Source organism: Arthrobacter sp. M4 (assembly GCF_020251205.1).
Classification (GTDB): Bacteria; Actinomycetota; Actinomycetes; order Actinomycetales; family Micrococcaceae; genus Arthrobacter.
The window spans coordinates 17,817-40,847 of sequence record NZ_JAIWYX010000026.1 but is presented as its reverse complement, the minus strand read 5'-3'; the positions used below and the strand labels follow the sequence as shown (position 1 = coordinate 40,847).

Here is a 23,031-nt window from a genome sequence, read left to right as displayed (position 1 = left end):
ACAGCCCAGCCATTTCAACCAATCAAAAAATCGGTATCAACAAACATGGCACACTATTGAGTTCTCAAACAACAGGCACACCCGACACCACCCAGACAACCGTCCAGGATCGCTCCGGAGCAACTTTTCAAACTTACCAGACCCGCCAACCCCCCGCAAATCGGTCAAAACCAACCCGCGGCGATCAACACAAAAGATCAGGAACCCCAAAACCATCCGCACACCACAAAAGCGAACCACGAAGGCTTCCGTTTGAAAGGGGATTCGTCGCTATTTTTCCGCACCAGCGGCGGCGACTCAGAAAACAATACACGCCCCACCATCCCCGCACAAATCCACCACCAACCACCCCAAAAACCCCCAAAACACACGGAATCCCCGGCCAACCCAGCCCAACCAACAAGAAATACGCCACTATGAACCCCGTCACAGAGCACCAGATCCCAATGCAGGACCAAACGAGCTGCCGAAACAACGGCTGCATCAAGTCCAACTGTCCATCGGGAGGGGCAGCCGCCGTCAACACGAGGGTGGCAAGGACGGCAATGTCGCCTGAATACCCACCGAGGGGCGCCCACTCAAAACGTTCGGTTAAACGCCAAAGGGCCGACAACCATTGCGGTTGCCGGCCCTTTCGAAGGCTTCGGTATTACCAGGAAGACTTGGTGATGCCCGGAAGTTCGCCCTTGTGTGCCATGTCGCGGAAACGGACACGGGAGATGCCGAACTTCTGGAAGGTGCCGCGGGGACGGCCGTCGATCGCGTCGCGGTTACGCAGGCGGATCGGGGAGGCGTCGCGGGGCAGCTTCTGCAGGCCGAGGCGTGCGGCCTCGCGTGCTTCGTCGGTAGCGTTTTCGTCTACCAGGGTCTTCTTGAGCTCAGCACGCTTGGCGGCGTAGCGCTCAACGATGACCTTGCGCTGCTCATTGCGAGCAATCTTGGACTTCTTAGCCATGTTTAGCGCTCCTCGCGGAATTCGACGTGCTGGCGGATCTTGGGGTCGTACTTCTTCAGGACCAGGCGGTCCGGGTCGTTACGACGGTTCTTGCGGGTCACGTAGGTGTAGCCCGTACCAGCGGTGGACTTCAGCTTGATGATCGGACGTACGTCCTTGTCCTTTGCCATTAGAGCTTCACCCCACGAGCCAGAATGTCGGCGACGACTGCGTCGATGCCGCGCACGTCGATGGTCTTGATGCCGCGGGCCGAAACCGTCAGCGTGACGTTACGGCGCAGGGACGGAACCCAGTAGCGCTTCTTCTGGATGTTCGGGTCGAACCGACGCTTGGTGCGGCGGTGCGAGTGCGAAATGCTGTGTCCAAAGCCCGGCTCAGCTCCGGTCACCTGGCAGTGTGCTGCCATGACTCTCCTCCAAAGTGTGAATGAATACAGCGGTCAGATTGCTGACACACCGGCGATAAGCGACGTTCGCCGTCAGCCCCTCATTCAATGGATTGAAGTCGGCATTCCTCGAACAAAAACGGAAAACCGCATGGAGTCCGGGAGACTGGGCGAATACAGGATGCACGCAACTTGAGCCCCTAACTACCGGCCCCCGGGATAAAATTCCCAGCAACCGGAGCAATTGCACACGCTCCGCGCCACCTAGCGCCTAACTATTCTAGGGTCTGGGAGAAATTAAGACCAATTGACCCGGTTTGGCCCCAGGTTCTTGCCGAGCTTCCACCCCGTGGATCCGGCTCAAACTGCCAAGACCCTAGTCACAACCAGCCTCTAGCCCTTTCACAGCAGATCGAAAGGGACGGCTTCCACGCTGGATTCATGCACTCAGTACTGAAGCCCCCGTCACCAAAACTGGCGAACAAACCGGCCTCGACCACATCCTTCGAGGCGCAGGGCCGTCGCCGGATGTTCCGGGCCGATCTGCTGGCCGTCGGGCTATGGTCGTCGCTGGCCATCTCGGTGGCTTTATGGCTGGCCGACGGCGGTGCCTCCTCTATCGGAACGGTCGGCGACGCGGTCACGGCTGCTGGGATCGTGGCCGGGTTGGTGGGCATGGACCTGGTGCTCGTGATGCTGCTGCTCGCCGCGAGGATTCCGTTGATCGACGCCACAGTTGGCCATGACCGGGCCTTGGAGTTCCACCGCCGGCTGGGCAAGCCGTCGCTGTACCTGCTTTTGGCACACGGCGTTCTTGTGGCAATCGGCTACGGCATGGCGGAAGGCCTTGATCCAGTGAGTGAGTCGATCGCACTCTGGACACTGGTGCCGGACATGTGGCTGGCGTTCGTATCGTTGGCGCTGTTCATCGGAATTGTGCTGACGTCGCTGGTGATCGTTCGGCGGCGCTTCCCGTATGAGTTTTGGTACTGCGTCCATCTCTTGACGTACCTTGCCGTGGCAACATCCATTCCGCATCAGTTCAGCGTCGGTGGGCTCTTCGCTGAGGGAACATGGCAGCGCTGGTACTGGATGGCCCTCTGCGTAGCAACCGGCGCCGCGCTCATCTGGTACCGAGTGGTCACGCCACTCCGGGCGACGTTCCGTCATCAGCTCACCGTCCACGGCGTGGTGCCCGAAGCGCCGGGTGTGGTCAGCATCGTGATGGACGGGCTACACGTGGACAGGCTCACGGGACACGGAGGCAGGTTCTTCATCTGGAGGTTCCTGGCTCCCGGCCTATGGTGGCACGCGCACCCTTTCAGTATGTCCGCTGAACCACGGCCCACCAGCCCGCCAGGCGTGGGGCAGATCCGCATCACAGTCCGAAATTTGGGCAAGGGTTCGGCCGCACTGGCCTCGCTCAAACCAGGGACAAAAGTGGCCGTCGAAGGACCGTACGGACTTTTCAGCAGCGCAGCCAGGACTCGTCGACGCCTGGTGCTCATCGGGGCCGGAATCGGGATCACGCCGCTGCGGGCGCTCCTGGAAAGTACGCCGTTCAGCCCCGGCGACGCCACCGTGATCCTTCGCGGCGGCAGCCCAGACGAACTGTATCTGGGGCGCGAAATCATGGCGCTCTGCGAGGCCCGCGGAGCAACCCTCTACCACCTCACCGGTCCTAGAAGCAGGAGACAGCAGGCCACCGCCGCGAAATCCCCGACGGCGGGAGGTCACCCCGGCGCGAACGGCACCGTTGCGCGCGACGCCGCCGGCTGGTTGCCGGCAGAAGCCGCGGATGCTGGCTACCGCCTCGTCGACTATGCCCCAGACCTGGCCGATGCCGACATCTACATTTGCGGTCCCTCGGCGTGGACGCGGCACGTAATTGCAGACGCCAAGTCATCCGGGGCAAAGGACGAACAGATCCACAACGAAAGGTTTGACTGGTGAGATTCCGAGCAGGTGTATCCGCGGCTATCGCCTCAACCGGCATCCTGATCGCGGGTTGGCAGTACGGCCTCCACGTCTCAGACAGCAACGCCTCGATCACCACAACGGCAGCGGGAACCAACGGAAATGCAAGCTCAAACGGAGCGGCCGCCGGCGGTGCGGGCAACGGCGGTGCGGGCAACGGCGGTTCAGGCAACAGCGGTTCGGGCAACAGCGGTGCGGGCAACAGCGGTTCAGGCAGCAGCGGTTCAGGCAGCACGTCCGGTTCCGCTTCCGCAGGAGCCTCCGCGAAGGCTGGCGGCACCTACCAAGGCTCCGTCGTAACTACAAGGTTCGGCTCGGTGCAGGTTCAAGTGACCGTGAAAGCAGGAACGATCACGGATGTCACCGCGCTCAAGCTGACGGACGACGACCGCAAGTCCGTACAGATCAGCAACCGTGCCGCTCCCCTGCTGCGTTCAGAGGTCCTGGCCGCGCAATCTGCCGACGTGCAAACCATCAGTGGCGCCACAGTCACCAGCGAGGCGTACCTCACATCCCTTCAGGCGGCCCTCGATGCAGCAAACTTCTAGCTCCCTGCGTGCCCGCACCTTCACTTCCATGGGCACAGTGGTCAGCCTCACTATCCCCCTGAAAGGCGATGCGCACACAACGGTCGACGAACTCGAAGCGGCCACCGCCGTCGTCGAACGTGTTTTCACCGAACTTGACTCGATCTTCAGCCTGTACCGTCCGGCGTCGGAGGCTAGCGCCATGGCGAGGGGCGAGCTGACGCTGGAGGAGGCGTCGGAGGTGATGCGCGACTGTTACGCGGACGCGGCCCGCTGGCGCATCCTGACCGGTGGGGCGTTTACGCCCGAGCGGCCAGACGGCGTGGTAGACCTCTCCGGCATCGTGAAAGCGCAGGCCATCCGCGAGGCGGGGACATCGCTGCTGGCCTTGGGACTCCGGGACTGGTGCCTCAATGCGGGCGGCGATGTCCTGGTGAACGGTTCCCCGGTCCCAGGAAGTGGCAGACCTTGGCTGGCTGGGGTGCTTGACCCGGCGGATCGCCGGACGCTGCTGACGGCTTTCCCGCTGGGCGGATCGCCGCCGGTTATGAATGCCTTGGCGACGTCGGGGACGTCCGAACGTGGACAGCACATCTGGTCGGCGGGCCTGTCGCCATCAGGTCTGGCAATGCGGCAGTTCCGGCAAGTGTCGGTGGCGGCTCGGGGCATCATTGCCGCGGATGTGCTGGCCACTGCAATTATGGTCGGCGGACAGCGGACGCTGGATCTGGCCGTCGAGGAGTGGGACGTGGCCGTTTTAGTGGTCAAGAACGACGGCGGACTGCTCGCCACGCCGGGGTTCAGGCTGGCCGCGGGGTGACTTGGGAGCCTAAAGCCGGATCGGCTCCGGGTAGCGGGGGTTGAGCCCATCGCCGGAGGACGTGCCGCGGACGCGGCGCATCACCCACGGAGCGGCGAAATCCCGTACCCAGAGGGCGTTGGCGCGAAGGGCCTCGGTGCGAGTCAGAACCTGTAGCGGCTCGAGCGGGGGAACCTCGATCTCGGCGTCGTGCTTCAGGACGGACAGGACCCGCCTCGCCATGTTGATGTGCCCGGCAGTGGACATGTGCATCCTGTCCTGGGCCCACATTCGCCAGTCGTAGTACTCGGAAAAGCGCCAGTAATCCACCAACAATGCTCCGTGGTCTCCGGCAATTCCGCGGACGAGTTCGTTGTAGATGGCCGTGCGGCCGCGCATTCTGCTGAAAACCTTGGACCCACGGGCGTCGAATCCCGTGAACAGGACCACCGTGGCGCCAGTGGCGCTGAGCTTCTCCACCGCGGCCTGGTAGTCCACCATGAGCGCATCGATGTCCACTTTGGGGCGGAGAATATCGTTGGCTCCCGCATAGAGCGTCACCAAAGTGGGTTTAAGCGCGACGGCGGCATCCACCTGTTCGGCGACGATGGACCTGAGCTTGCGGCCCCGGATAGCGAGGTTGGCGTAGCCGAGCCCGTCATCGGCCCTGCACAACTGTTCCGCCACCCGGTCCGCCCATCCGCGAACGCCGTTAGGCCGTGTTGGATCGACGTCCCCGACGCCTTCAGTGAACGAGTCCCCCAGTGCGACATAGACGGCGGAAAAATCCATAGCGTCAGTGTGCCACTGGGTGCCCGGAGCAACAAAAATAGCAGGTGTATTCCGGCTAGTTAGCCGGCCTAGCCCGGCTAGCCTGGCCTTCCCGCAGGATCCAGTGGTCGCCGTCGAGCCTGGCAACGATCTTCTCGCCAATGCGTGCAAGGTTGTTGACGTCGTCGGGGGTCATCGCGTCCATCATGAGGTCCCGAACGCTTTCCACGTGTCCGGGGGCCAGGCTGACGATCGTCTGCCAGCCAACTTCAGTGAGATGGGCCACGGTCACGCGGGCGTCGCGGGGGTGCGCCTGACGCTCCACCCAGCCACGCTTCTGGAGCTTGGTGACCACGTGGGAGAGCCGGGACAACGAGGCTGACGTCCGTGCGGCCAACTCACTCATCGGGAGGAACCGCCCCTCCGCTTCGGACAGCATGGCAAGCACGTTGTAGTCGAAAAGGGAAAGCTTGCCGGCGTTCTGCAACTGCGTATCCAATGCCGCTGGCAGGAGCGTGGTGATGCTCAGGAGCGCGAGCCAGGCTCGGCGTTCCTCGGGGTTTAGCCAGCGCGGTTCGGTCATGGATCCATCTTAGAAGAAAAATTCGATGGTTGATGCTTCAACTATCTAGTTCTAGGGTTGGAATAAAGGGAACAGAGGTAAACATCATGGCTGACATCACGATCGTCGGCACCGGGAACATGGCATCTGGAATCGCCGCCCGTGCCGCGAGGGCAGGAAAATCAATTCAGGTCCTGAGCCGCAGTGCAGACAGGGGAGCCGCACTTGCCGCCAAGGTCAATGGAACGTCCGGAATCACCGGAACCGACGCGGTCGAAAGCGGTCTGGTAGTTCCAGCCACCTTCTTCCCCGTGTCCAAGGAAATCCTCGAAACCTACGGCGAGTCATTAAACGGCAAGACAATCGTGGACATCTCCAATCCGGTGGACACAGGCACCTTCGATTCCCTCACCGTTCCGGCGGGTTCCTCCGCGGCGGAAGAGCTTCAGCGAATTGTGCCGAATGCCTCCGTGGTCAAGGCCTTTAATACTGTCTTTGCCGCCACTCTTGGCGAAGGCTCCGTCGCTGGCCAGGTGATTGACGTCCTGGTGGCGGGCGATTCCACGGAGGCGACTGCCGCCGTCGCGGATTTGGTGAGCGACGCCGGTCTCCGGCCGATCGTCGTCGGACCCCTCCGCCGGGCCCGCGAGCTGGAAGCCTTTATGCTGCTGGTGATGAACCTGCAGATCAGCGACGCCCACCCGGACTACAACTGGGACTCCGCGGTCAAGCTGCTGCCGTAGCCGATAGTCTGGGGCCATGTTCATTGTCTCCCTGACCTACAAGGTCCCGGACGATATTGTCGACTTCCACCGGCCCTCGCACATGCGTTGGGTGAAAGAGTCCTTCGACGCCGGCCTGTTCGTTGCGTCCGGACGCCGCGTTCCGGCGGTGGGTGGCGTACTGCTGTCCACCGCGGACCGCTCCGCCCTGGATGCGGCACTCGCCAAGGACCCCTTCTACATCAACGGTGTGGCCGAATTCGAGATCATAGAATTCACGGTCACCAGCGCTGCGGAGGGCTTCGAGAACCTGCTGGACAAGTAGGAACCGGACATTCACTCCCCCGCGGCCCGGGCCGCGGCCTGGCGTTCGGCCACCTTGCGCAGACCACCTTTGCGCGGCACCCTCACGGGCTCCGGCCAGCGCGGACTCAGCGAGTCTCCCAGGGTGATGCCTTGCAGCTTGCGCTGAAAGAGCGGGAGCACCCACTCGCGGATCCATTGGCGCTGGCGTTGGGCCCATTCGCGCAGTCCCAGCTTGGCCGGAGGTTCCCAGTCCTTGGGGGTGTAGGAGTGTTGGACGCCCAGGTGGTCAAGAACCTGTGCGGCCATGTATTTGTGGCCTGCCTTGGACATGTGCAGCCTGTCTGTGTCCCACATCCGCTTGTCGTGATACGCGTCCAGGCACCAGTAGTCCAGAAGCACTGCACCGTACCATCCAGCCAGTTCCCGAACGCGTGAGTTGTACATTGCGTTGCGTCGGCGAAGCGGCTCCAGCACGGCGGACACCTTCACGTCATATCCAGTGAACAGGACCAGCGTGGCGCCCGTCGCTGCCAATTGCGACACGAGCCACTCATAATCGGCCATGAGTTGTTCCATGTCCGTGCCGAAGTCCAGAATGTCGTTCCCGCCGGCGTAAAGCGTGATCAGCGTCGGTTTCATGGCCAGCGCCGGTTCCAACTGATCCTGGATGATCTGCCGGAGCCTTTTGCTGCGGATGGCGAGGTTGGCGTATTCCCACCCCGGCTCAGCTTTGGCGAGCTTTTCCGCAACGCGGTCCGCCCATCCGCGCACGCCGTTGGGCAGGTGCTTGTTCCGGTCCCCGACTCCTTCGGTGAAAGAGTCACCCATGGCCACAAACACCCGTCGCCCATCCGGTCCAGGACCAAGCAAAGAGCTGCCCACGCGGCCACTGTACTCACGACGCTCAACGTTGGGGGAAAGACACGGTTAATAAGGGCTGACCTCGCCAAGCTCCCTTGTCAAGGCCTCGGAACCGTTCCAAAGCGTAAACGGAGCGTAAATTTCCGGCCCGTGAGCATATTGATGACGTCAAGCAATCTGCCGTACGCGTCCTTGTGGTGGTGAGATTGATACCAGGACATAAGGGACCGGCCCTCATGTCCAAAGCCCAACTGGAGCTGAAGGGCAATGATTATTTCTCCGCAACCACAGCCGGCGACGCCCGGTCCGCAGGATCCCGCAGCCGTCCGCGATTTTGTGGCGGTCGATGATTCCGGCGCATTTTCCTATCATCGCTCCGAGGCAGACCTCATTGCAGCATTCGAATACGTCAATGAAGCTACCTGCATTATCGATCGGGGAGGGATGCAATACCTTCTGGCCCTCGATCCGCGACGGCAGCCAGTCCTTGGCCCCGCTGTACACAAAGTCGACTTCGATTGGCTGGACAAAGCCTGGACTGCGGACCACAAGTCCGGGGCCGGGCAGCACAAACTCCGCCGCTTCCACCCGGAAACCCATGCTGGGCTCCTGGCCGATCTCTTCGAAACCCTGGAACTGGAGGAAGGCGGCACCCCAGGTGGCGGCTGGGAACTCAACGACGGCGGCAACGTAGAGCAACTGGCGAGCCTTGCCGACGTCGACCGCCGGCTGGGCCACGGCTCGAGCCTCAACTACGTCACTGTCCGCGACCCCTACGGACACCTGTACCGGCCGGCAATGCACCACCGGGATTGGTCCAAGCCCTTCACCTCCGGTTACGTCTTCTATGTTGAGGTGCCGCGGAAGGCTTAGCCCCCCTCTCCGGACTCCCGGAGCGAAGTCACAGTTCGGCTTTGCCTTCTCGCCAGTACCCCATGAACGCCACCTGTTTCCGGTCGATGCCGACGTCGCATACCAGGTAGCGGCGCATCTCCTTGACCACGCCAGCCTCGCCCGCGATCCACGCGTAGAACGGCAGCGCTCCCGCAGGCTTGTCCGGGTTCTTCCCTGCCTCGATGGCCGCGGCATCCATGCGTGCGGGCGTCTCCCACAAGATGTCGCGGTCCACGTTGATTTCCTCGGGCTCGGGTCCGGCGGTCCTGTCCGCTTCCCTAATGCCCACCCAGCCGGGAGCGGGCACTGCCTTGCGGACGGCCTCCTTGAGGAGTTCGCCGTGGGGGCGTGAGCGTCCAATCGAGGCTCCCCGCACCAGCCAGGTGATTTCGACGTCGGCCTCGCAGCTGAGGTCCTGGATGTCGCCCGCCTCCGGCACCTCCATAAAGGCGTGTCCCGTCATGTCAGCGGGAAGGCTGGAGAGAATGGCGCTGATGGCCGGCACCGCCGTCTCGTCTCCGGCCAAGAGGATCCGCTGCGCTAACCCCGGGCGCCATTCAATGCCCGAATACACCTCAGCCGTGACGCAGTGGGCAGCGCGGTTGTTCGGTCCGATGATCGTGAGGGTGTCTCCGGGCTGCGCGGTGAGGGCCCAGTTGGCGGCCGGCCCTCCACTTTTGTGCCCTGCCGAGCGATCATCAAAATGCATCACAAAATCAACGTCGATTTCCGGGTACACGGAATCCAGGCGTTCATTCCGCACCGTGTACGTGCGCATTGCGCCACGCACGGCTGGATCCATCGCCAACCATTCCTGGTACCAGCCTGCTTGGTCCGTCCTGAATTCCGGCAGTGGCAACTGCCTGCCATCTGCGTCACGGGATGGAATCATGATCTTGATCCGAAGATCCAGCGTTTCTCCTGCGACTCCGAAATCACGCAGAGAATATCCGCCGAACGTCACCCTGCGGAAATTCGGGCTGAGTTTGTGCACCGCCGTGACGGTGACAGGGAACGCCAGCGTCATGGGCTCAACGGCGGACCCACGCCGCTGCAGTGACGTGGCGGGTGTTGATTCTGCACTCATGAGGCGATCTCCAGTTCCTTGGGTGTGGGCTGCTTGCCATCTGCCTGGCGCCCGCCAATGGGGACGTGCCTGCCGATGGGGACGTGCCTGCCAATGGGGATGATCAACGGTGTTCCGGATACCGGGTCCGGCACCACACGGCATTCCAGGCCAAAGACATCGCGGACCAGGTTCTCGGTCAGGACGTCATTTCCAGGTCCTTCGGCAACGATGCGGCCGGATTTCATGGCGATCATGTGGTCCGCGTACCTGGCCGCAAGGTTGAGGTCGTGCAGGACGATTGCCACCGTGATTCCGCGATTCCGGTTCAAATCCGTCACCACGTCCAGGACCTCTACCTGATGCGCCAGGTCAAGGTAGGTTGTTGGCTCATCGAGGAGCAGGACCTCCGTTTCCTGTGCCAAGGCCATGGCGATCCAGACGCGCTGGCGCTGGCCTCCGGAGAGCTCGTCCACGTTCCGCGCGGCGAGTTCAAGGGTTCCGGTGGTTTCCAACGCCCGGTGGATGGCCGCGTTGTCCTCGGCAGTGTGTCGGCGAAAGAGTCCCTGGTACGGATAACGACCCCGGCCAACCAGGTCCTGGACGCTGATTCCTTCAGGGGCGCTGGGGTGCTGCGGCAGGAGTCCGAGAGTTCGGGCCAGTTCACGGGCAGGCCGGAGGTGGATGTCCTTGCCATCAAGGGCAACTGAGCCACCGGCGGGCTTGAGCAGGCGGGAAAGCCCGCGCAGCAGCGTGGATTTGCCGCAAGCGTTGGCGCCTACAATCATGGTCACCTTGCCCTCCGGAATCCGGGTGGAGAGCCCCTCGATCACCCGTCGCTGCTGGTACTGCAGCGTGAGCTCCCGAGCCATCAGTTGGGCCATGTCAGCTTTCCTTTCGCTTGGACGTGACGAGCAGCCATAAGAGGAAGGGAGCACCCAGGGCTCCCGTAACGACACCGACAGGAAGGACAGTGCCGCCGAGAACGATGGGGGCAATGTTGGCGGCAAAGTAGTCGGCCGCCAGGACAATCGCAGCCCCGGTCAATGCCGCTGCCGGGAGACTCGGTGATCCGACGATTCGTCGACCGATGGGAGCGGCGAGGAAGGCGACGAATGAGACCGGTCCGGCTGCCGCCGTCGCACTTGCCGCAAGGCCAACGGCAACAAGGACTATTCCGAGCCGGACGGCGTTGACGCGGACCCCCAGCCCGGAAGCGGCGTCGTCGCCCAATTCCAGGATCCGCAGGGCCGGCGCCAGGGCTGCCGCGGCGGGGAGCAGGACTGCAAGGCCCGCGAACAGCAGCCCAACACGTTCCCAGGTTGCGGGATTCAGCGAACCGTTGAGCCACACGAGCGTGTCCGCTGCGGTTCGGATGTCCGCCCGGGTCAGGAGGAAATTCACGACGGCGGTGAGGGCCGCCGCGGTGCCGACGCCGGCCAGGATGAGCCTGTTGCCAGCCGCTTGGCCTCGCGGACTGCCAGCCGAACCGCCGCGGGACATCGCGTAGATCAGGGCGGCGACCACGGCTGCCCCGCCCAGGGCCGCGAACGATACTGCCGCGCCGGTGGCACCGAACACCACAATCGCCGTCACGGCCGCGGCGCTCGCTCCATAACTGACACCGATAACGTCGGGACTGGCCAGGGGATTGCGCAGCATGGTTTGGAACAAGCCACCGGCAAGCCCAAAAGCCACACCGACAAACAGGCCAGCAACAGCCCTGGGCAGCTTGTGCTCCATCACAATGAAGCTCGCACTCGGTATTCTTTCTCCGCCTGTGAGATGGGCGATGACAATGGTGAAGAAATCCGGGATGGTGACGGTGTAGCTGCCGAGCAGCACGTACGCACCGAAAAGCAGCACCACGGCTGCTGCAAGGACGACAGTGCGCCCGTTCACCGCGCGAGTTGGCAGAAGATGCCAATGTTTGCGCGGAACATTGGCTTTAAATGCCATCTCGCGTGGGGGTTCGACGGCGGTCTTCACAGTCCTGCTCCCTTCCCGCGCCGGACGAGCCACACAAACACGGGAGCGCCAAGCATCGCAGTCATAATGCCGGCGGGGACTTCGCCCGGTAGCAGCACAACGCGGCCAACCACGTCTGCGGCGATGAGCAGCGCGGGAGCAACCACCAGGGAGAACGGCAGTATCCAGCGATAGTCGGGACCGGTGAAGTACCGCACCGCGTGTGGCACAACCAGTCCCACAAAACCGATGGGTCCGGCCAGTGCCGTGGCCGAGCCGCACAACAAGACCACTCCGACGGCGGTAACCACCCGCGCGAGTGCCACGTTCTGTCCCAGTCCGCGGGCGACGTCGTCGCCCAGTGCCAGCGCGTTGAGGATCCTCCCGGAAGCCAGCACGATCAGCGCCCCCAGCCCCAGGAACGGAATGCCCGGGAGAACCACGGACCATTCCCGGCCGGCAATTCCGCCCACTTGCCAGAACCGGAACCGGTCCAAGGTGTCCTGGCTCGAAACGAGGATGCTGCTCATGAGGGAAAACAGTCCTGCGCTCAGCGCCGCACCTGACAGCGCAAGCTTCACTGGCGTGGCGCCGTCGCGTCCCATCGCGGCGATGGCGTAAACAACGACGGCGGCCGCCGCAGCTCCGATGAAAGCGAACCAGATGTACCCGGTCAGGGCGGTGACGCCGAAAACGTAAATGCCCGTGACCACAGCGAGCGCGGCCCCGGCGTTGACTCCGAGAATGCCCGGGTCGGCCAAGGGGTTGCGGGCGATTCCCTGCATGGCCGCTCCTGCCAGGCCAAGCGCGGCACCGGCGAGGAGACCCAAAGTGGTCCGCGGGATGCGGGCAAGGACCACTGCGTGGTCGCCATTGGCCGGGTCGAATTCGGTCAGTGCCTGGATAACCGTTTGGAAGGATGTGGCCCGGGCGCCAACGGCCAGGGACACCATACAGATGGCAAGGAGCACAACGACGGCGGCCAGCAACGCCGCTGCTTGGATGGAGGGCCGACGGCGTGCCATGGGTGAGCCGCCAGTGGCAGCCGAGTCGCGCGGAACGGTCAGGTCTCCCTGGGGCGCGGCCGCCGTCGTTGTGCTTTTTGTCATGGTTGCTTTGGATTCCCTCTGCGTTCCCGGCTACTTGCCGGCGGCGTCGGCTGCCTTGGCGAGCAGCGGAAGGAACTTGTCCACGGACCAGGGCAGGCTGAGCGGCGAGGACGCTGAGATGGAGAGCGTGAGCGTGTTGTCCGAGTCGGCCACCATGGCGCCCTTCTTGATAGCCGGGATCTGGCCGAGGAGCGGGTCGGCTTTGATGGCGTCGATGGTCTTGGCTTCCGGCACCCACGTCACAAAGATGTCGGACTGCAGTTCATTGGCCTTTTCCGCGGACCACGGGATGAAGAATTCCTTGCTGCCCTTGCTGTTCTGCTCCACGACAGGAGCGAGTTTCATGCCAATCGCGGAGAGGAAGCGCGGCCGGTTGTCGTTGGCTGTGTAGACGTTGACTCCGTCGCTCTTGGCCGGCTCGAGGTTGCCGTAGATGAAGGACTTGTCCGCGATCTGCGGATACTTGGACATCTTCTCCTTGATGGTGGCCTCGGTATCGGAGACAAGCCTGGATGCTTCAGTTTCCTTGCCGAGGGCCTTGCCGATGATCTTGGTGCTGTCCTGCCAGGACGTGCCATAAGCGAGCTCCGGCTGCGCTACCACGGGGGCGATTTCGCTGAGCTTCTTGTACTCGTCTTCCTTGAGTCCGGAGTAGGCGGCCAGGATGACATCAGGGTTGAGCTTGGCGATCTCCGTGAAGTTGACGCCGTCGGCTTCGGAGAATTGGACCGGCGCCTTGCCTGTGCCGAATCCTGCGCCGAGCTTCTCCAGCGCAGCGTCCTTCCACGGCGTTGAGCCCTTGCTGTTTCCGCCCCAATCATTCTTGGGGACGCCCACGGGCACAACACCCAGGGCGATCGCGACGTCGTCGTTGACCCAGGAGATGGTCACCACGCGCTTGGGCTGGGCCTTGATGGTGGTCTCGCCGAACACGTGCTTGATGGTGACGGGGAACTGGGCGCTCACGGATTGCGGCGCCTGCGCTTGGCTGGACTGGGCAGGACCGGTGGAGCAAGCGGTCAGGGACAGCGCGACGGCGGCAAGGGCGGCGGTGGCTGCGCCTGCTGACTTGAGCAGGGCGCGGCGTGGACGAACGGAAGCCACGGGACTCCTTAGGTGGGTGAAGTAAACCTAAGTAAGGCTAGCCTACCCTCACCATAATTAAGAAACGTTTTTGTCCCATAATTGCCCGACGTGACTAATCCTACGTGCCCGACAAAGGTGGTTTTGCTGAGTTCCTAGGACAGGATTCTGTTGGCCTCGTCCGGAGAAACGAACTGGCAGGGTCCGGGATGGCGGGCCGGGAGGGTGCAGATACGGCCCGTAGCGAGGTGGACATTGCCGCAGCGACCGGTGAGCGCCACATCCTCGCGGACGTTGAGATTCTGGAGGTCGTGCCGTGGTTCGCCGTGTTCCTGAACGGGCATGATGATGCCGCTCCCCTTCGAGTTATTGGGCCTCCTCAGGCGGCAGACTACCACCCGTTATGCAAGCCTCCAATGGCTGTGTTAAGGGTGCATTAATGCAGTGTTAGCGGCGGATAAAACACTTCGTCGGATTAAGGGGCCTAACGGGCCGGTACGGCAGGGTTCGGTTCCGCAAGGGAAGGGTTCAGCGCAGCACGATGTCCACGGGGTTGGCCTCCGACCTCCAGTGTCCGGGAACGGCAGAATCAGGCCTGATCACGGGTGCGCTCAGGACGCCGGAGCGGTTGGTTCGCTTGTCGCGGAGGATTTCCGTGACAGATCCCAAATGGCGTGAGAGGTCAATAACGTTCTCAGGAGCGGCCAGCAGGAGCTGGAAGCCGAACTCGTGCAGCGCCTTGATGCCGGCACCTGCAAACTCCTCCGACGCCAGGACGAACGCCTCGTCCATCATCACCGTGCCATATGTTGTGAACCCCTGCTCGGCGATGCCCAACTGGTAGCTCAGTGCGGCGGCCATGATGAAAGCTGTGAAGCGCTGCCGCTCACCACCGGACATCGAACCCGTGTCTGCGTGCATAAACACCTCGGTCTTCGGCTTGCCACCGAGCTTGCCACCGAGTTTGCCGCCCGTGCCGGGCACCTCGCGGTGCTCTTTGCACTGGATAAAGAGGTGACCACGCACGTCCAGCACCTCCGCACGCCAGCGGCGGTCCTCAGGGGTTTGGGAACCAAGGCGCTTGACCAGCGTTTCCAGCGACTTGTAGCGCGAGGTGAGCTCGGCGTCGTCGTCGGCTACAGCGGCGCCGGTGCCCGCCGCGCGCCGGGTGTGCCGCGCCTTCAGGGCGTTTTGGATGGCGTCCTTGAATTGCTTGGCAGTTGCCGGGAGAGTCTGCTTGATGTCCAATTCCAAGTAACTTCCCTCGTGGAAGTTCACTTGGGAGAGGATGCCGTTCAGCGGCAGGATGCGGCTGGTAATCGCCCGGCGTTCCTCATCGAGGAGGTGCAGGAGCGTGCTGAACGATTCGTGGGTGCGCTGGTTGAAGAATTCCCGGAACTCGGCCTCCTGGGCAGGCAGTCCCTCGCTGACGATTTGGTGGTAGCGCGACTCGAATTCGCCCGCTGCGCCGATCGCGGTGCCGTGGTCCGCGGAAATCGCCGCACCCCATTCACGCACGAAGCCGTCGAAGATGCGGGTCAGGCGTTCTGCGGTGGCCTGGCCCCGGGACTCTGCGGCGTGCAGTTCGGCGACCAGTTTTGACCGGACGCTGTTAGCGAGGTTTTCCAGTTCGTGGAACTCCGAAACCTCGCCAAACTCGGCAAAGTAGGGCTCCAGCGCCGTAACGGTGCCGGCCGCAGGGGGTGCCTGCTGCAGTCGGTTGCGGGCTGCTTCGAGCAGCGAGTCAGCCGAAGTGAGTTGCTGGTCCAGCGCCCTGTACTCACTCTGCAGCACGGCCGCGGACCCGGTAGCCGCCTGATGCTTCTCGCGAACTTCCTCGATGTTGGCACGCAACGGCTCCAGGTCCGCTTGCGCGGCCAGGGCATCTTTGAGTCGCTGCTCCATGCGGGCCAGTTCCTCAGCGGCAACATCGGCGGACACCTCTTCCCAGGCGCGCTCATCGTCGGCAACCCTGCGGAGAGCCTCCAATTGCCGCGCCATTCCTTGGTGGGAATCCTCCCGGCTTTGCGCCAGCTCTGCGGCCTTGGCCAGCTCATTCTCCAACTCGCCCACCTTGGCGGCGACGAGTTCCAGTTTTGCCGCATTGTCGAAGCCCAGCACGTAGTCCTGGCGACCCACAAAGCGGTCGTCTTTCTCCACGGTGTGCCGGTTGCGCTTCACCACGCCGCCCAGGCTCAGGCCCCTCTCAAGGCCAGAAAGCTCGTCCGGGTCCTCGACGCACGGATACGCGTAATCCAGGGCGATCCGCTCCCGGACCCATTCGCCGGCGTCGGCGCTGTGCCTAATGGCGAGGATGTCCAACTTGGTGAGCAGATCGCCGTCGGACACGTCCTCCACAGCCAGCGCGCCGCCCGCGAGCGGCTTTGAAATGTCGACGGCGCGCAGCGCGCCACGGACAGAATGGTCGTTCAGGTAGCGGGTCACCGCAGCGAAGTGCTCGCCAGGTACCAGCAACGTCGTCGCCAGGCTCCTCAAGGCGCGCTCCGCCGCGGGACGCCACCGTTCCTCGCCTTCCAACAGGTCGATCAGCTCGCCAGCGAACGGCAGTCGTTCCGTTGGAACACCCGTAGCCGCGGCAATTGCCGCACGGTTTTCAAGGCTCGACGGCGGCATGAGGGACTTGCTCCCCTGGAGCGACATGAGCTCCTGCCGGGCGGCCTCCAATTCACGTTTCAGCGTGGCATGGGTGTCGAAAGCCTCAAAGCGCAGTTCCTTGAGGGCTTCGGAATCGTCCTTGAGTTCCACCGACCTGTCCGCCGCCTGCTCGTGCGCCTGCGCCCAGCCCTCCTCAGACCACTCAATGGCCAGCCCCGCGTCATCAAGGGCTTTCTGTGCGGCGTCCTGGACCTGGCGGCGCAGCCGCAGGCTCTCCCGGGCGTTGTCCACCGATTGCTCAATCGCGGAAATCGCGTTGCCGCCGCGGTTGTTGTAGTCAGACTCCAGCTGCCGCAGCTCCTTCGCCAGCCCGTCGCGGACCTGCCGCTCGGCTGCAAGGTCCTTGGCTTTCGCCTGGGCAAGTTCCTTGATGCGCGCCAGGGTACGCGCGTGGACGGTGACGGCCAGCTGCTGTTGAAACGCGTCGAACTCCCCGCCCAACAATTCCCGCAGCCGGTTGGCTTCCAGCAGGGCATCGGCGTATTCCTTGTTGAGTCCCGGAACCGGGGCGAGCTGGTCACGCTGCTGTCGCACATCCTCCAGCCGCTGCCGGATGGACATCAGATTGGAGAACTCCTCCACCACGTCATCCGCGGCCGCCAGAGTGGCCGGGGCATCCAGCACCTGGTCGCGGAAAAACGTGTTCACGCTGCCGCCCAGGCCTTTGCCCGCCTGGATGACCCGCAGCAGTGGCAGCGCCTGGTCCGAATTGATGCCCAGCAAGCGCCGGAAACGCTCCGCGAACGCCTTGTGCACATCAAAAACCTGCGCCTCCGGGAACGTCGCCTCCAAGGAAGAGCGCGTGAAACGCTTGTCCGCGATACCTTCGATCGCGGCGAGGTCCAGCGGCTTGCTGTCGATCACATAAAAGCGGCCGACGTTGGACTCCGTGCCGTTCTTGGGAAGATCAAACAACGCGGAAACCGTCACCGTGGTGCCAGCCGCGTTGTCGAACGTCAGCCCAACGGCGGACCAGGTGGCCCCAGGCCGCTGATAGGCGCTCGCTGAACCCTCCCCAACGGCCTTGTCGCCCACTTTGCCGCGCATGTACGTGAACGTGGTTCTCTTGTCCTCCACAGCACCGCCCGCACGCTGTGCCGCGGCCTCGTTCGAGCGGGGACGGGCGTCGAACACACGCAGGATCGCATCAAACAACGTCGACTTGCCCACGCCCGAGTTGCCCGTGAGCAGAGTGCCATTACGGTCCACGCGGATAACATGCGCCCCGTGGAAGGTGCCCCAGTTGACCACCTGCACCAAGGCGAGACGCATCTGGCCAGGGTTGATCTGCTCACCCAACGGGAGCATGGTCGCGATGGTCACTTGGCGGCCTCCTTGTGTGTGTCCGTGGTTGCGTCCGCCGCCGCGGTGGATGCCAGCCCTTCGTCTCCGTCTCCCTCATCCTCTGAATTCGTGAGCTCGAGCAGAGGTTCAGTGCCGGATTCATCCGATGCAACCGCTACCAGCGCTTCGATTTGGGCCGGGATATCCCCGATGTTTTCGAAAGGGAGCGCCAGCGGGAGGGCATTGGAGATGGTGTAGACGTCCTCCAGGTCCGTGGGGAGGAGGAGTTGGCGGGCCTGGAGCTTGCTGATGGTGCGGGTGACAACATCGGCGTCCCTGAGGGCGTCTTGCTGCCCTGCCGGTTGGTAGTGCGCAACGAGGTCCGAGATTTCTTCGCGGGTGATCGTCGGATCCGTCTGGGCCGTGATGTGGCGGTCCAACAGGAGGCGGAGGCGCAGGAGGACTATGGTCTCGACCCGGCTCAGGGCGCGCTGCTGGCGGAGGATGCTGGACCGGGCGCCGCCGCCGATCGCTTCAGGGTCCACCGGACGCAGGACCGCGATCTTGCGTTCGTGGTCCAACTGCAGGGACAGGAACAGCTCCGACAGGCGGCTCCGGAGGATCTCCTGGTTATCCAGCAGCGTGGTCCACAGCTTCTCGTCGCGGCCGCCGTCGACGTAAGGGCCCTTGAGCAGCCGGACGAGGGCGGTACGTACCTTCATCGGAAGGACGCCGGTATCACCGGGGAACAGCGCGGCCCCGTCAACAAACGTATCGCGGGGCGTCACGCGGAAAGGATCGGTTCTGGGCTCTGCAGCCGGCGTCACGGGAGCTTCATCCGACTCGGCGGCGCGGACGTCTTCGGAAGCTTCAGTCATCGGAATCCTTTGTGAGCGTGACCAGCGGCAGGTAAGCCGTGCGGGTAGAGCCGTCGATTTGTTCGAAGTCAATACGTTCCCAGGAGGCGTCATCGAACGAGGCCCCGCCGTGCAGGGCCTCGGACAGGAGGCTCCGCACCGAATTAATGTGGCGTTCTTCATCCGGCAGGTTGTTCCACGCCTCGCCCAAAGTGCCGGTTCCCGCCATAGCCGCCCTGACGACGTCGGGCCTTGCTTTTGCGGTGCGCGGCGACCGGACACGGTCCGAGTCGCTGAACGCAATCGGGTCAGCCAGCCGCGGCGGCGCCACAAACTCGTCCGGGTCGAACAACTTGACCATGGAAAGCGACTCGAATGCCGCGTTGTACAGGACAGGCCCCCGGACCAGCGCGGGCCGGTCACGCTCGTATGGCATCGAACGGATAGCCTGCTCGGCCTCCCGCAGCACTTTCCGGAGCCGCACGGACTGGCGGTAGTCATCGCTCTGGACGTAGGTGTTGAGGCTCTCGGACAGCTTGCCGTAAATCCGCTGGATCTGGCTATGCTGCGTCCGGAGCTCCGCCACGAGGTTCTTGAGGGTTTCGCGGTCCTCTTGGCTGAGCTCGTCCGCGAACTGCCTGCTCAGGACCTCGCCGATGGCCGAGCGGAAGCGCAACTGCTGCTGCGGGTCCTCAAGAAACGCCGTGAACGAACGGAAGGTCCTGCCCTCGGGGCTTTGCCGCAGGCGACGGTCGGCGTCGAGCACCTGCGCCATGGTGGCGCCCTTGCTTAGCGACTCCTCGATGATGTGGTTGCGGAGCTCGCCTACCAGTTCCTCGATGCGGTCGCGCATCTTTTTGTAGTCCGCGGGCAGGCTCGCGGCGAGGTCCAGGATGTTGCCTGCGGCTTCCACGGCCTCATCGTCGCCCAGCAAACCATCAAAATCACCAGAGCTGATGTCCTCGATGAGCTGTTGGCGTTCCTGGATCTCGTCTTCCAGGGTTTCGAGCCGGGCGCTTTGGTCCGGGTTGGTTTCATTGGCCAGCTTCTCGACGTCGCTCAGCAGCGTACCCAGCCGCGAGCCGTTGAGCGTGGAGCGATCGCTGGACAGACTGTCCAGGAACGCGAGCACACGCGCCGCAGCTTCGGTCACTTCGTAGACAATCTGGCCGGACTGGACCCGCCTGGTCAGGAACTGCTTCCGGGTCCACTCGTCCGCGTATTTGCGGCCGGTCAGCTGGCCGCCCGGCTGCTGTTCGACATCGGAGCCGTCCTGCCGGCGCAAGTGCGCGGCCTGCTTCCGCAGCTGCTCCAGGAAGGCGTCGACGTCGGCATGGAACTCTTCGAGCGGAAGCTGCGGCCGGGAGCGGGTAAAGGATGCCTGGAGAACCGCGATCACCCACGGCGCCGAGCGGGTAAGCGCCCACGCCGGGCCCTTGGTGAGGGATTCAAGGTCGCGCAACCGCGACAGCATGGCGTCCGCGGAGGACATCGCCGAACGGGACAAGAGCTCTCTCCTTCAGCAACCGCGGATTCTGTGCAAGCAATTCAGGGGATCTCCAGCTCCCCCGACGCGGCGGTCCCATGGAAAACCGCCACCTACAAGGTTAACGCAGAGCCACTCCGCCAACGGGATCCGGTGAATTGGCGGTGAAGCTGCCGCCATGTAGCCGCGACCGTTTCGTGACCGTCGCGATCATTCCGTGATCTACGCTCAGGTAGCGTTTCGATCCCGTATCAACGCCGCGTCGAGCGTGTCCGGATGCTGGCTGCGCGGCCCGGGCAACCATACTCTCATCTCAACAACTTCCACCCGGCGTTCCGGGCCGTCGCAAAGGTGCACAGGGGACAACATGGAACTCGATTTCACGGCGCTTGAAACAGGCACGTACGTCTTTATCGGCACTCTCTTCTTCGCCCTGGTCCTGGCGTTGTTCCTGACCGTGGCGGCGTTTGTGGCCATGGTCCTCATTAGCGCCCTGGGCGGAGCCTGGTACGTGCTCAAGACCGTGGTTGTTGGGCTTGTCCACAGCATCAACGCGGGCTGGGACCGGCTGGTGCACCACGTGGGGCAGGTTGAACTTCCGGTGGATTTTCAGCCCGAACCGGCACCTACCACCGCAAGCTACCCGCGGGTAGCATTGAGAGATAGCTGAAGGGTTCCCAACCCGAGGCGGACCCTGGCTCTCAACCGGCCCAACCGGCCAGAGGAGATTCACCATGAGCTCCGCCACCGACAATCTGGCAGACAGCACCACCCAGGATTCAGCCGCCAAGGGTTCCGTCAACGCCACAGCCGCAGAGGCGCGGGCTGTCGCCGAGGAAGCCAGGGAAACTGCGTGGGAGCGCCCCAGCTTCGCAAAAGGCCTCTACCTGGGCAATTTTGACCTGTCCCTGGTGCATCCCTGGCCGCAGGCCCGCCCCGACGACGTGGAACGCGGGGAAGCGTTTATGGCCCGGCTCCAGGCCTACTGCGAAACGCTTGACGGCCGGGTGATAGAGCGCGAGTCGCGAATTCCCAACGACTACATTGCCGGCTTGGCGAAGCTCGGTGTGTTCGGAATGAAGATTCCCAGCGAGTACGGCGGGCTGGGGTTATCCCTGGTTTACTACGGGCGGGCGTTGGCGCTGTTGGGTTCGGTTCATCCAAGCATCGGCGCCCTCATCTCGGCCCACCAATCCATCGGCGTTCCGGAGCCAGTGAAGGTGTTCGGCACCGAAGAACAAAAACGCGAATATCTCCCCCGCTGCGCTGCAGGAGCCATCACGGCCTTCCTTCTCACCGAGCCGGACGTAGGCAGCGACCCCGCCAGGATGGGCAGCCGGGCCGTCCCCACGGACGACGGCCGGGACTACATCCTGGACGGCGTCAAGCTTTGGACAACCAACGGCGTAATAGCCGAGCTCGTGGTGGTGATGGCCGTTGTCCCGCCGTACACCGACTCCCACGGCATTGCCCACAAGGGCGGCATCACGGCGTTCGTGGTTGAGATGGACTCGCCCGGCATCACGGTGGAGAACCGCAACGCGTTCATGGGCCTGCACGGCATAGAGAACGGGGTAACGCGCTTCCACCAGGTACGCGTGCCCGCCGCCAACCGGTTGGGGCGCGAAGGCCAAGGCCTCAAGATCGCCCTCACCACCCTCAACACCGGGCGTTTGTCCATCCCTGCGCTGTGTGTCGCCGCCGGCCGCTGGTCACTGAAGATCGCCCGTGAGTGGTCCAACGCCCGCACCCAGTGGGGACGTCCCATCGGCAAACATGAGGCCGTTGGCAAGAAGATCGCGTTCATCGCCGCAACGACATTCGCATTGGACGCGGTGTTCGAGCTCTGCGCCGAAATGGCCGACGCAGGGCAAAAGGACGTCCGCATCGAAGCGGCCTTGGCGAAGCTGTGGTCCACCGAACTGAGCTGCCAGATCGCCGACGAACTCGTCCAGATACGGGGTGGCCGTGGCTTCGAGACAGCCGACTCCCTCGAGGCACGCGGCGAACGGGCCGTAGCCGCGGAGCAGCTTCTTCGCGACCTGCGCATCAACAGGATCTTCGAGGGCTCCTCCGAGATCATGAAACTCCTGATCGCACGCGAGGCCGTGGACGCGCACTTGACGGCCGCAGGCGACCTGGCCTCCGCCGAGGCGAGCCTCCAGGACAAGGCCCGCGCCGCCGTCGGGGCCTCAGGCTTCTACGCGCGGTGGCTGCCCAAGCTGGTGGCTGGCGCGGGCATGGACCCGCGGTCCTACGCCGGTTTCGGCAGGCTGGCCAAGCAGCTCAGGTACGTCGAACGCGCGTCCCGGCGGTTGGCGCGGCAGACCTTCTACGGCATGGGCCGCTGGCAGGCCGGGCTGGAGCACAAGCAGGCGTTCCTGGGCAGGATTGTTGACATCGGCGCCGAACTGTTCGCGATGGCGGCATGCTGCTCGCGCGCGGAGATGCTGCTGCGCACCGCCCCGGAGCGCGGTGCTGCGGCCTTCGAGCTGGCTGAGGCGTACTGTGAACAGGCGCGGTTGAGGGTGGACGAATACTTTGGGCAGCTGTGGCGGAACACCGACGACGACGACCGCCACCTGGCTGCCAAAGTTCTGTCCGGTTCCTACCGCTGGCTGGAAGAAGGCGTCCTTGACCAGTCCGAGGGAACCGGGCCGTGGATCGCCAGCACCGACCTTGGACCGTCGATGAAGGAAAGCCTGCACCGGCGGTATCGCTGAACCACCCCTCCGGGAGGGGC

General features: G+C 63.6%; 23 protein-coding genes. 8 read left to right on the top strand and 15 right to left on the bottom strand.

Annotation, left to right across the window (positions count from 1 at the left end; all coding sequences use genetic code 11):
* Positions 1–649 precede the first annotated feature (649 nt).
* The 3 genes from rpsN to rpmB are packed head-to-tail and all read right to left on the bottom strand — an operon-like array spanning position 650 to position 1,361.
* A complete protein-coding gene (rpsN, locus tag LD110_RS22370; protein ID WP_225502142.1) occupies positions 650–955 on the bottom strand; it encodes a 30S ribosomal protein S14 in 306 nt (101 codons plus the stop codon).
* A gap of 2 nt (positions 956–957) precedes the next feature.
* The gene (gene rpmG / locus LD110_RS22365; protein ID WP_003798558.1) at positions 958–1,125 is read right to left on the bottom strand and encodes a 50S ribosomal protein L33; all 168 of its coding nucleotides are present in this window, start codon (positions 1,123–1,125) and stop codon (positions 958–960) included.
* Positions 1,125–1,361, bottom strand: coding sequence for a 50S ribosomal protein L28 (gene rpmB / locus LD110_RS22360; protein ID WP_225502141.1), 237 nt, complete (start codon positions 1,359–1,361; stop codon positions 1,125–1,127). The genes rpmG and rpmB overlap by 1 nt, the downstream gene beginning before the upstream one ends.
* 420 nt (positions 1,362–1,781) lie before the next feature.
* Here rpmB and LD110_RS22355 point away from each other — a divergent pair, with 420 nt between their 5' ends.
* From LD110_RS22355 to LD110_RS22345, 3 genes are read left to right on the top strand one after another with little or no spacing between them, the layout of a single operon-like run.
* Complete coding sequence (locus LD110_RS22355) at positions 1,782–3,293, top strand: ferric reductase-like transmembrane domain-containing protein (protein ID WP_225502140.1); 1,512 nt, start codon at positions 1,782–1,784, stop codon at positions 3,291–3,293.
* Positions 3,290–3,865 (top strand): FMN-binding protein, encoded by a 576-nt coding sequence (locus tag LD110_RS22350; RefSeq protein ID WP_225502139.1) that lies wholly within the window; start codon positions 3,290–3,292, stop codon positions 3,863–3,865. Before LD110_RS22355 ends, LD110_RS22350 begins: the two co-directional genes overlap by 4 nt.
* Positions 3,849–4,664, top strand: coding sequence for an FAD:protein FMN transferase (locus LD110_RS22345; RefSeq protein ID WP_225502138.1), 816 nt, complete (start codon positions 3,849–3,851; stop codon positions 4,662–4,664). Before LD110_RS22350 ends, LD110_RS22345 begins: the two co-directional genes overlap by 17 nt.
* Before the next feature lie 9 nt (positions 4,665–4,673).
* Here LD110_RS22345 and LD110_RS22340 read toward each other — a convergent pair whose 3' ends face one another.
* Together LD110_RS22340 and LD110_RS22335 are read right to left on the bottom strand one after the other, a co-directional pair.
* Positions 4,674–5,435 carry an SGNH/GDSL hydrolase family protein gene (locus LD110_RS22340; protein WP_225502137.1) on the bottom strand — a complete coding sequence of 254 codons (762 nt, stop codon included), beginning with the start codon at positions 5,433–5,435 and terminating at the stop codon, positions 4,674–4,676.
* A 55-nt stretch (positions 5,436–5,490) separates the two neighbouring features.
* Positions 5,491–5,997, bottom strand: coding sequence for a MarR family winged helix-turn-helix transcriptional regulator (locus tag LD110_RS22335; protein WP_225502136.1), 507 nt, complete (start codon positions 5,995–5,997; stop codon positions 5,491–5,493).
* Between the two features lie 86 nt (positions 5,998–6,083).
* On the opposite strand from LD110_RS22335, the gene LD110_RS22330 reads away from it, so the two are divergent.
* Both LD110_RS22330 and LD110_RS22325 read left to right on the top strand, forming a co-directional pair.
* Complete coding sequence (locus LD110_RS22330; protein ID WP_225502135.1) at positions 6,084–6,719, top strand: NADPH-dependent F420 reductase; 636 nt, start codon at positions 6,084–6,086, stop codon at positions 6,717–6,719.
* Between the two features lie 16 nt (positions 6,720–6,735).
* A complete protein-coding gene (locus LD110_RS22325) occupies positions 6,736–7,023 on the top strand; it encodes a YciI family protein (protein WP_225502134.1) in 288 nt (95 codons plus the stop codon).
* A gap of 11 nt (positions 7,024–7,034) precedes the next feature.
* Here the strand turns inward: LD110_RS22325 and LD110_RS22320 are convergent, their stop codons facing one another.
* Positions 7,035–7,832, bottom strand: a complete 798-nt coding sequence (locus LD110_RS22320; protein ID WP_225502145.1) for an SGNH/GDSL hydrolase family protein — start codon at positions 7,830–7,832, stop codon at positions 7,035–7,037.
* Positions 7,833–8,132: 300 nt separating this feature from the next.
* Between LD110_RS22320 and LD110_RS22315 the strand changes: the two genes are divergently transcribed.
* Positions 8,133–8,738, top strand: coding sequence for a hypothetical protein (locus LD110_RS22315; protein WP_225502133.1), 606 nt, complete (start codon positions 8,133–8,135; stop codon positions 8,736–8,738).
* 28 nt (positions 8,739–8,766) lie between these two features.
* Here the strand turns inward: LD110_RS22315 and LD110_RS22310 are convergent, their stop codons facing one another.
* From LD110_RS22310 to LD110_RS22270, 9 genes are all read right to left on the bottom strand, one after another.
* A complete protein-coding gene (locus tag LD110_RS22310; RefSeq protein WP_225502132.1) occupies positions 8,767–9,846 on the bottom strand; it encodes a siderophore-interacting protein in 1,080 nt (359 codons plus the stop codon).
* On the bottom strand, positions 9,843–10,709 hold the full coding sequence (locus LD110_RS22305; RefSeq protein ID WP_225502131.1) for an ABC transporter ATP-binding protein: 867 nt from the start codon (positions 10,707–10,709) through the stop codon (positions 9,843–9,845). Before LD110_RS22305 ends, LD110_RS22310 begins: the two co-directional genes overlap by 4 nt.
* Before the next feature lies 1 nt (position 10,710).
* Positions 10,711–11,784 carry an iron chelate uptake ABC transporter family permease subunit gene (locus LD110_RS22300; RefSeq protein WP_263855456.1) on the bottom strand — a complete coding sequence of 358 codons (1,074 nt, stop codon included), beginning with the start codon at positions 11,782–11,784 and terminating at the stop codon, positions 10,711–10,713.
* A 26-nt stretch (positions 11,785–11,810) separates the two neighbouring features.
* On the bottom strand, positions 11,811–12,902 hold the full coding sequence (locus LD110_RS22295; protein ID WP_225502129.1) for an iron ABC transporter permease: 1,092 nt from the start codon (positions 12,900–12,902) through the stop codon (positions 11,811–11,813).
* A 30-nt stretch (positions 12,903–12,932) separates the two neighbouring features.
* Positions 12,933–14,006: an iron-siderophore ABC transporter substrate-binding protein gene (locus tag LD110_RS22290; protein ID WP_225502128.1), complete on the bottom strand. Its 1,074-nt coding sequence runs from the start codon at positions 14,004–14,006 to the stop codon at positions 12,933–12,935.
* Positions 14,007–14,140: 134 nt separating this feature from the next.
* A complete protein-coding gene (locus LD110_RS22285) occupies positions 14,141–14,329 on the bottom strand; it encodes a hypothetical protein (RefSeq protein WP_225502127.1) in 189 nt (62 codons plus the stop codon).
* Between the two features lie 184 nt (positions 14,330–14,513).
* Positions 14,514–17,984 (bottom strand): ATP-binding protein, encoded by a 3,471-nt coding sequence (locus tag LD110_RS22280; protein ID WP_225502126.1) that lies wholly within the window; start codon positions 17,982–17,984, stop codon positions 14,514–14,516.
* On the bottom strand, positions 17,981–18,823 hold the full coding sequence (locus LD110_RS22275) for a DUF4194 domain-containing protein (RefSeq protein ID WP_225502125.1): 843 nt from the start codon (positions 18,821–18,823) through the stop codon (positions 17,981–17,983). The genes LD110_RS22280 and LD110_RS22275 overlap by 4 nt, the downstream gene beginning before the upstream one ends.
* A complete protein-coding gene (locus tag LD110_RS22270) occupies positions 18,816–20,309 on the bottom strand; it encodes a DUF3375 family protein (protein ID WP_225502124.1) in 1,494 nt (497 codons plus the stop codon). The genes LD110_RS22275 and LD110_RS22270 overlap by 8 nt, the downstream gene beginning before the upstream one ends.
* A gap of 346 nt (positions 20,310–20,655) precedes the next feature.
* On the opposite strand from LD110_RS22270, the gene LD110_RS22265 reads away from it, so the two are divergent.
* Positions 20,656–20,958 carry a hypothetical protein gene (locus LD110_RS22265; RefSeq protein ID WP_225502123.1) on the top strand — a complete coding sequence of 101 codons (303 nt, stop codon included), beginning with the start codon at positions 20,656–20,658 and terminating at the stop codon, positions 20,956–20,958.
* A gap of 64 nt (positions 20,959–21,022) precedes the next feature.
* Positions 21,023–23,011, top strand: a complete 1,989-nt coding sequence (locus LD110_RS22260) for an acyl-CoA dehydrogenase family protein (protein WP_225502122.1) — start codon at positions 21,023–21,025, stop codon at positions 23,009–23,011.
* The last annotated feature ends 20 nt before the right edge of the window (positions 23,012–23,031 follow it).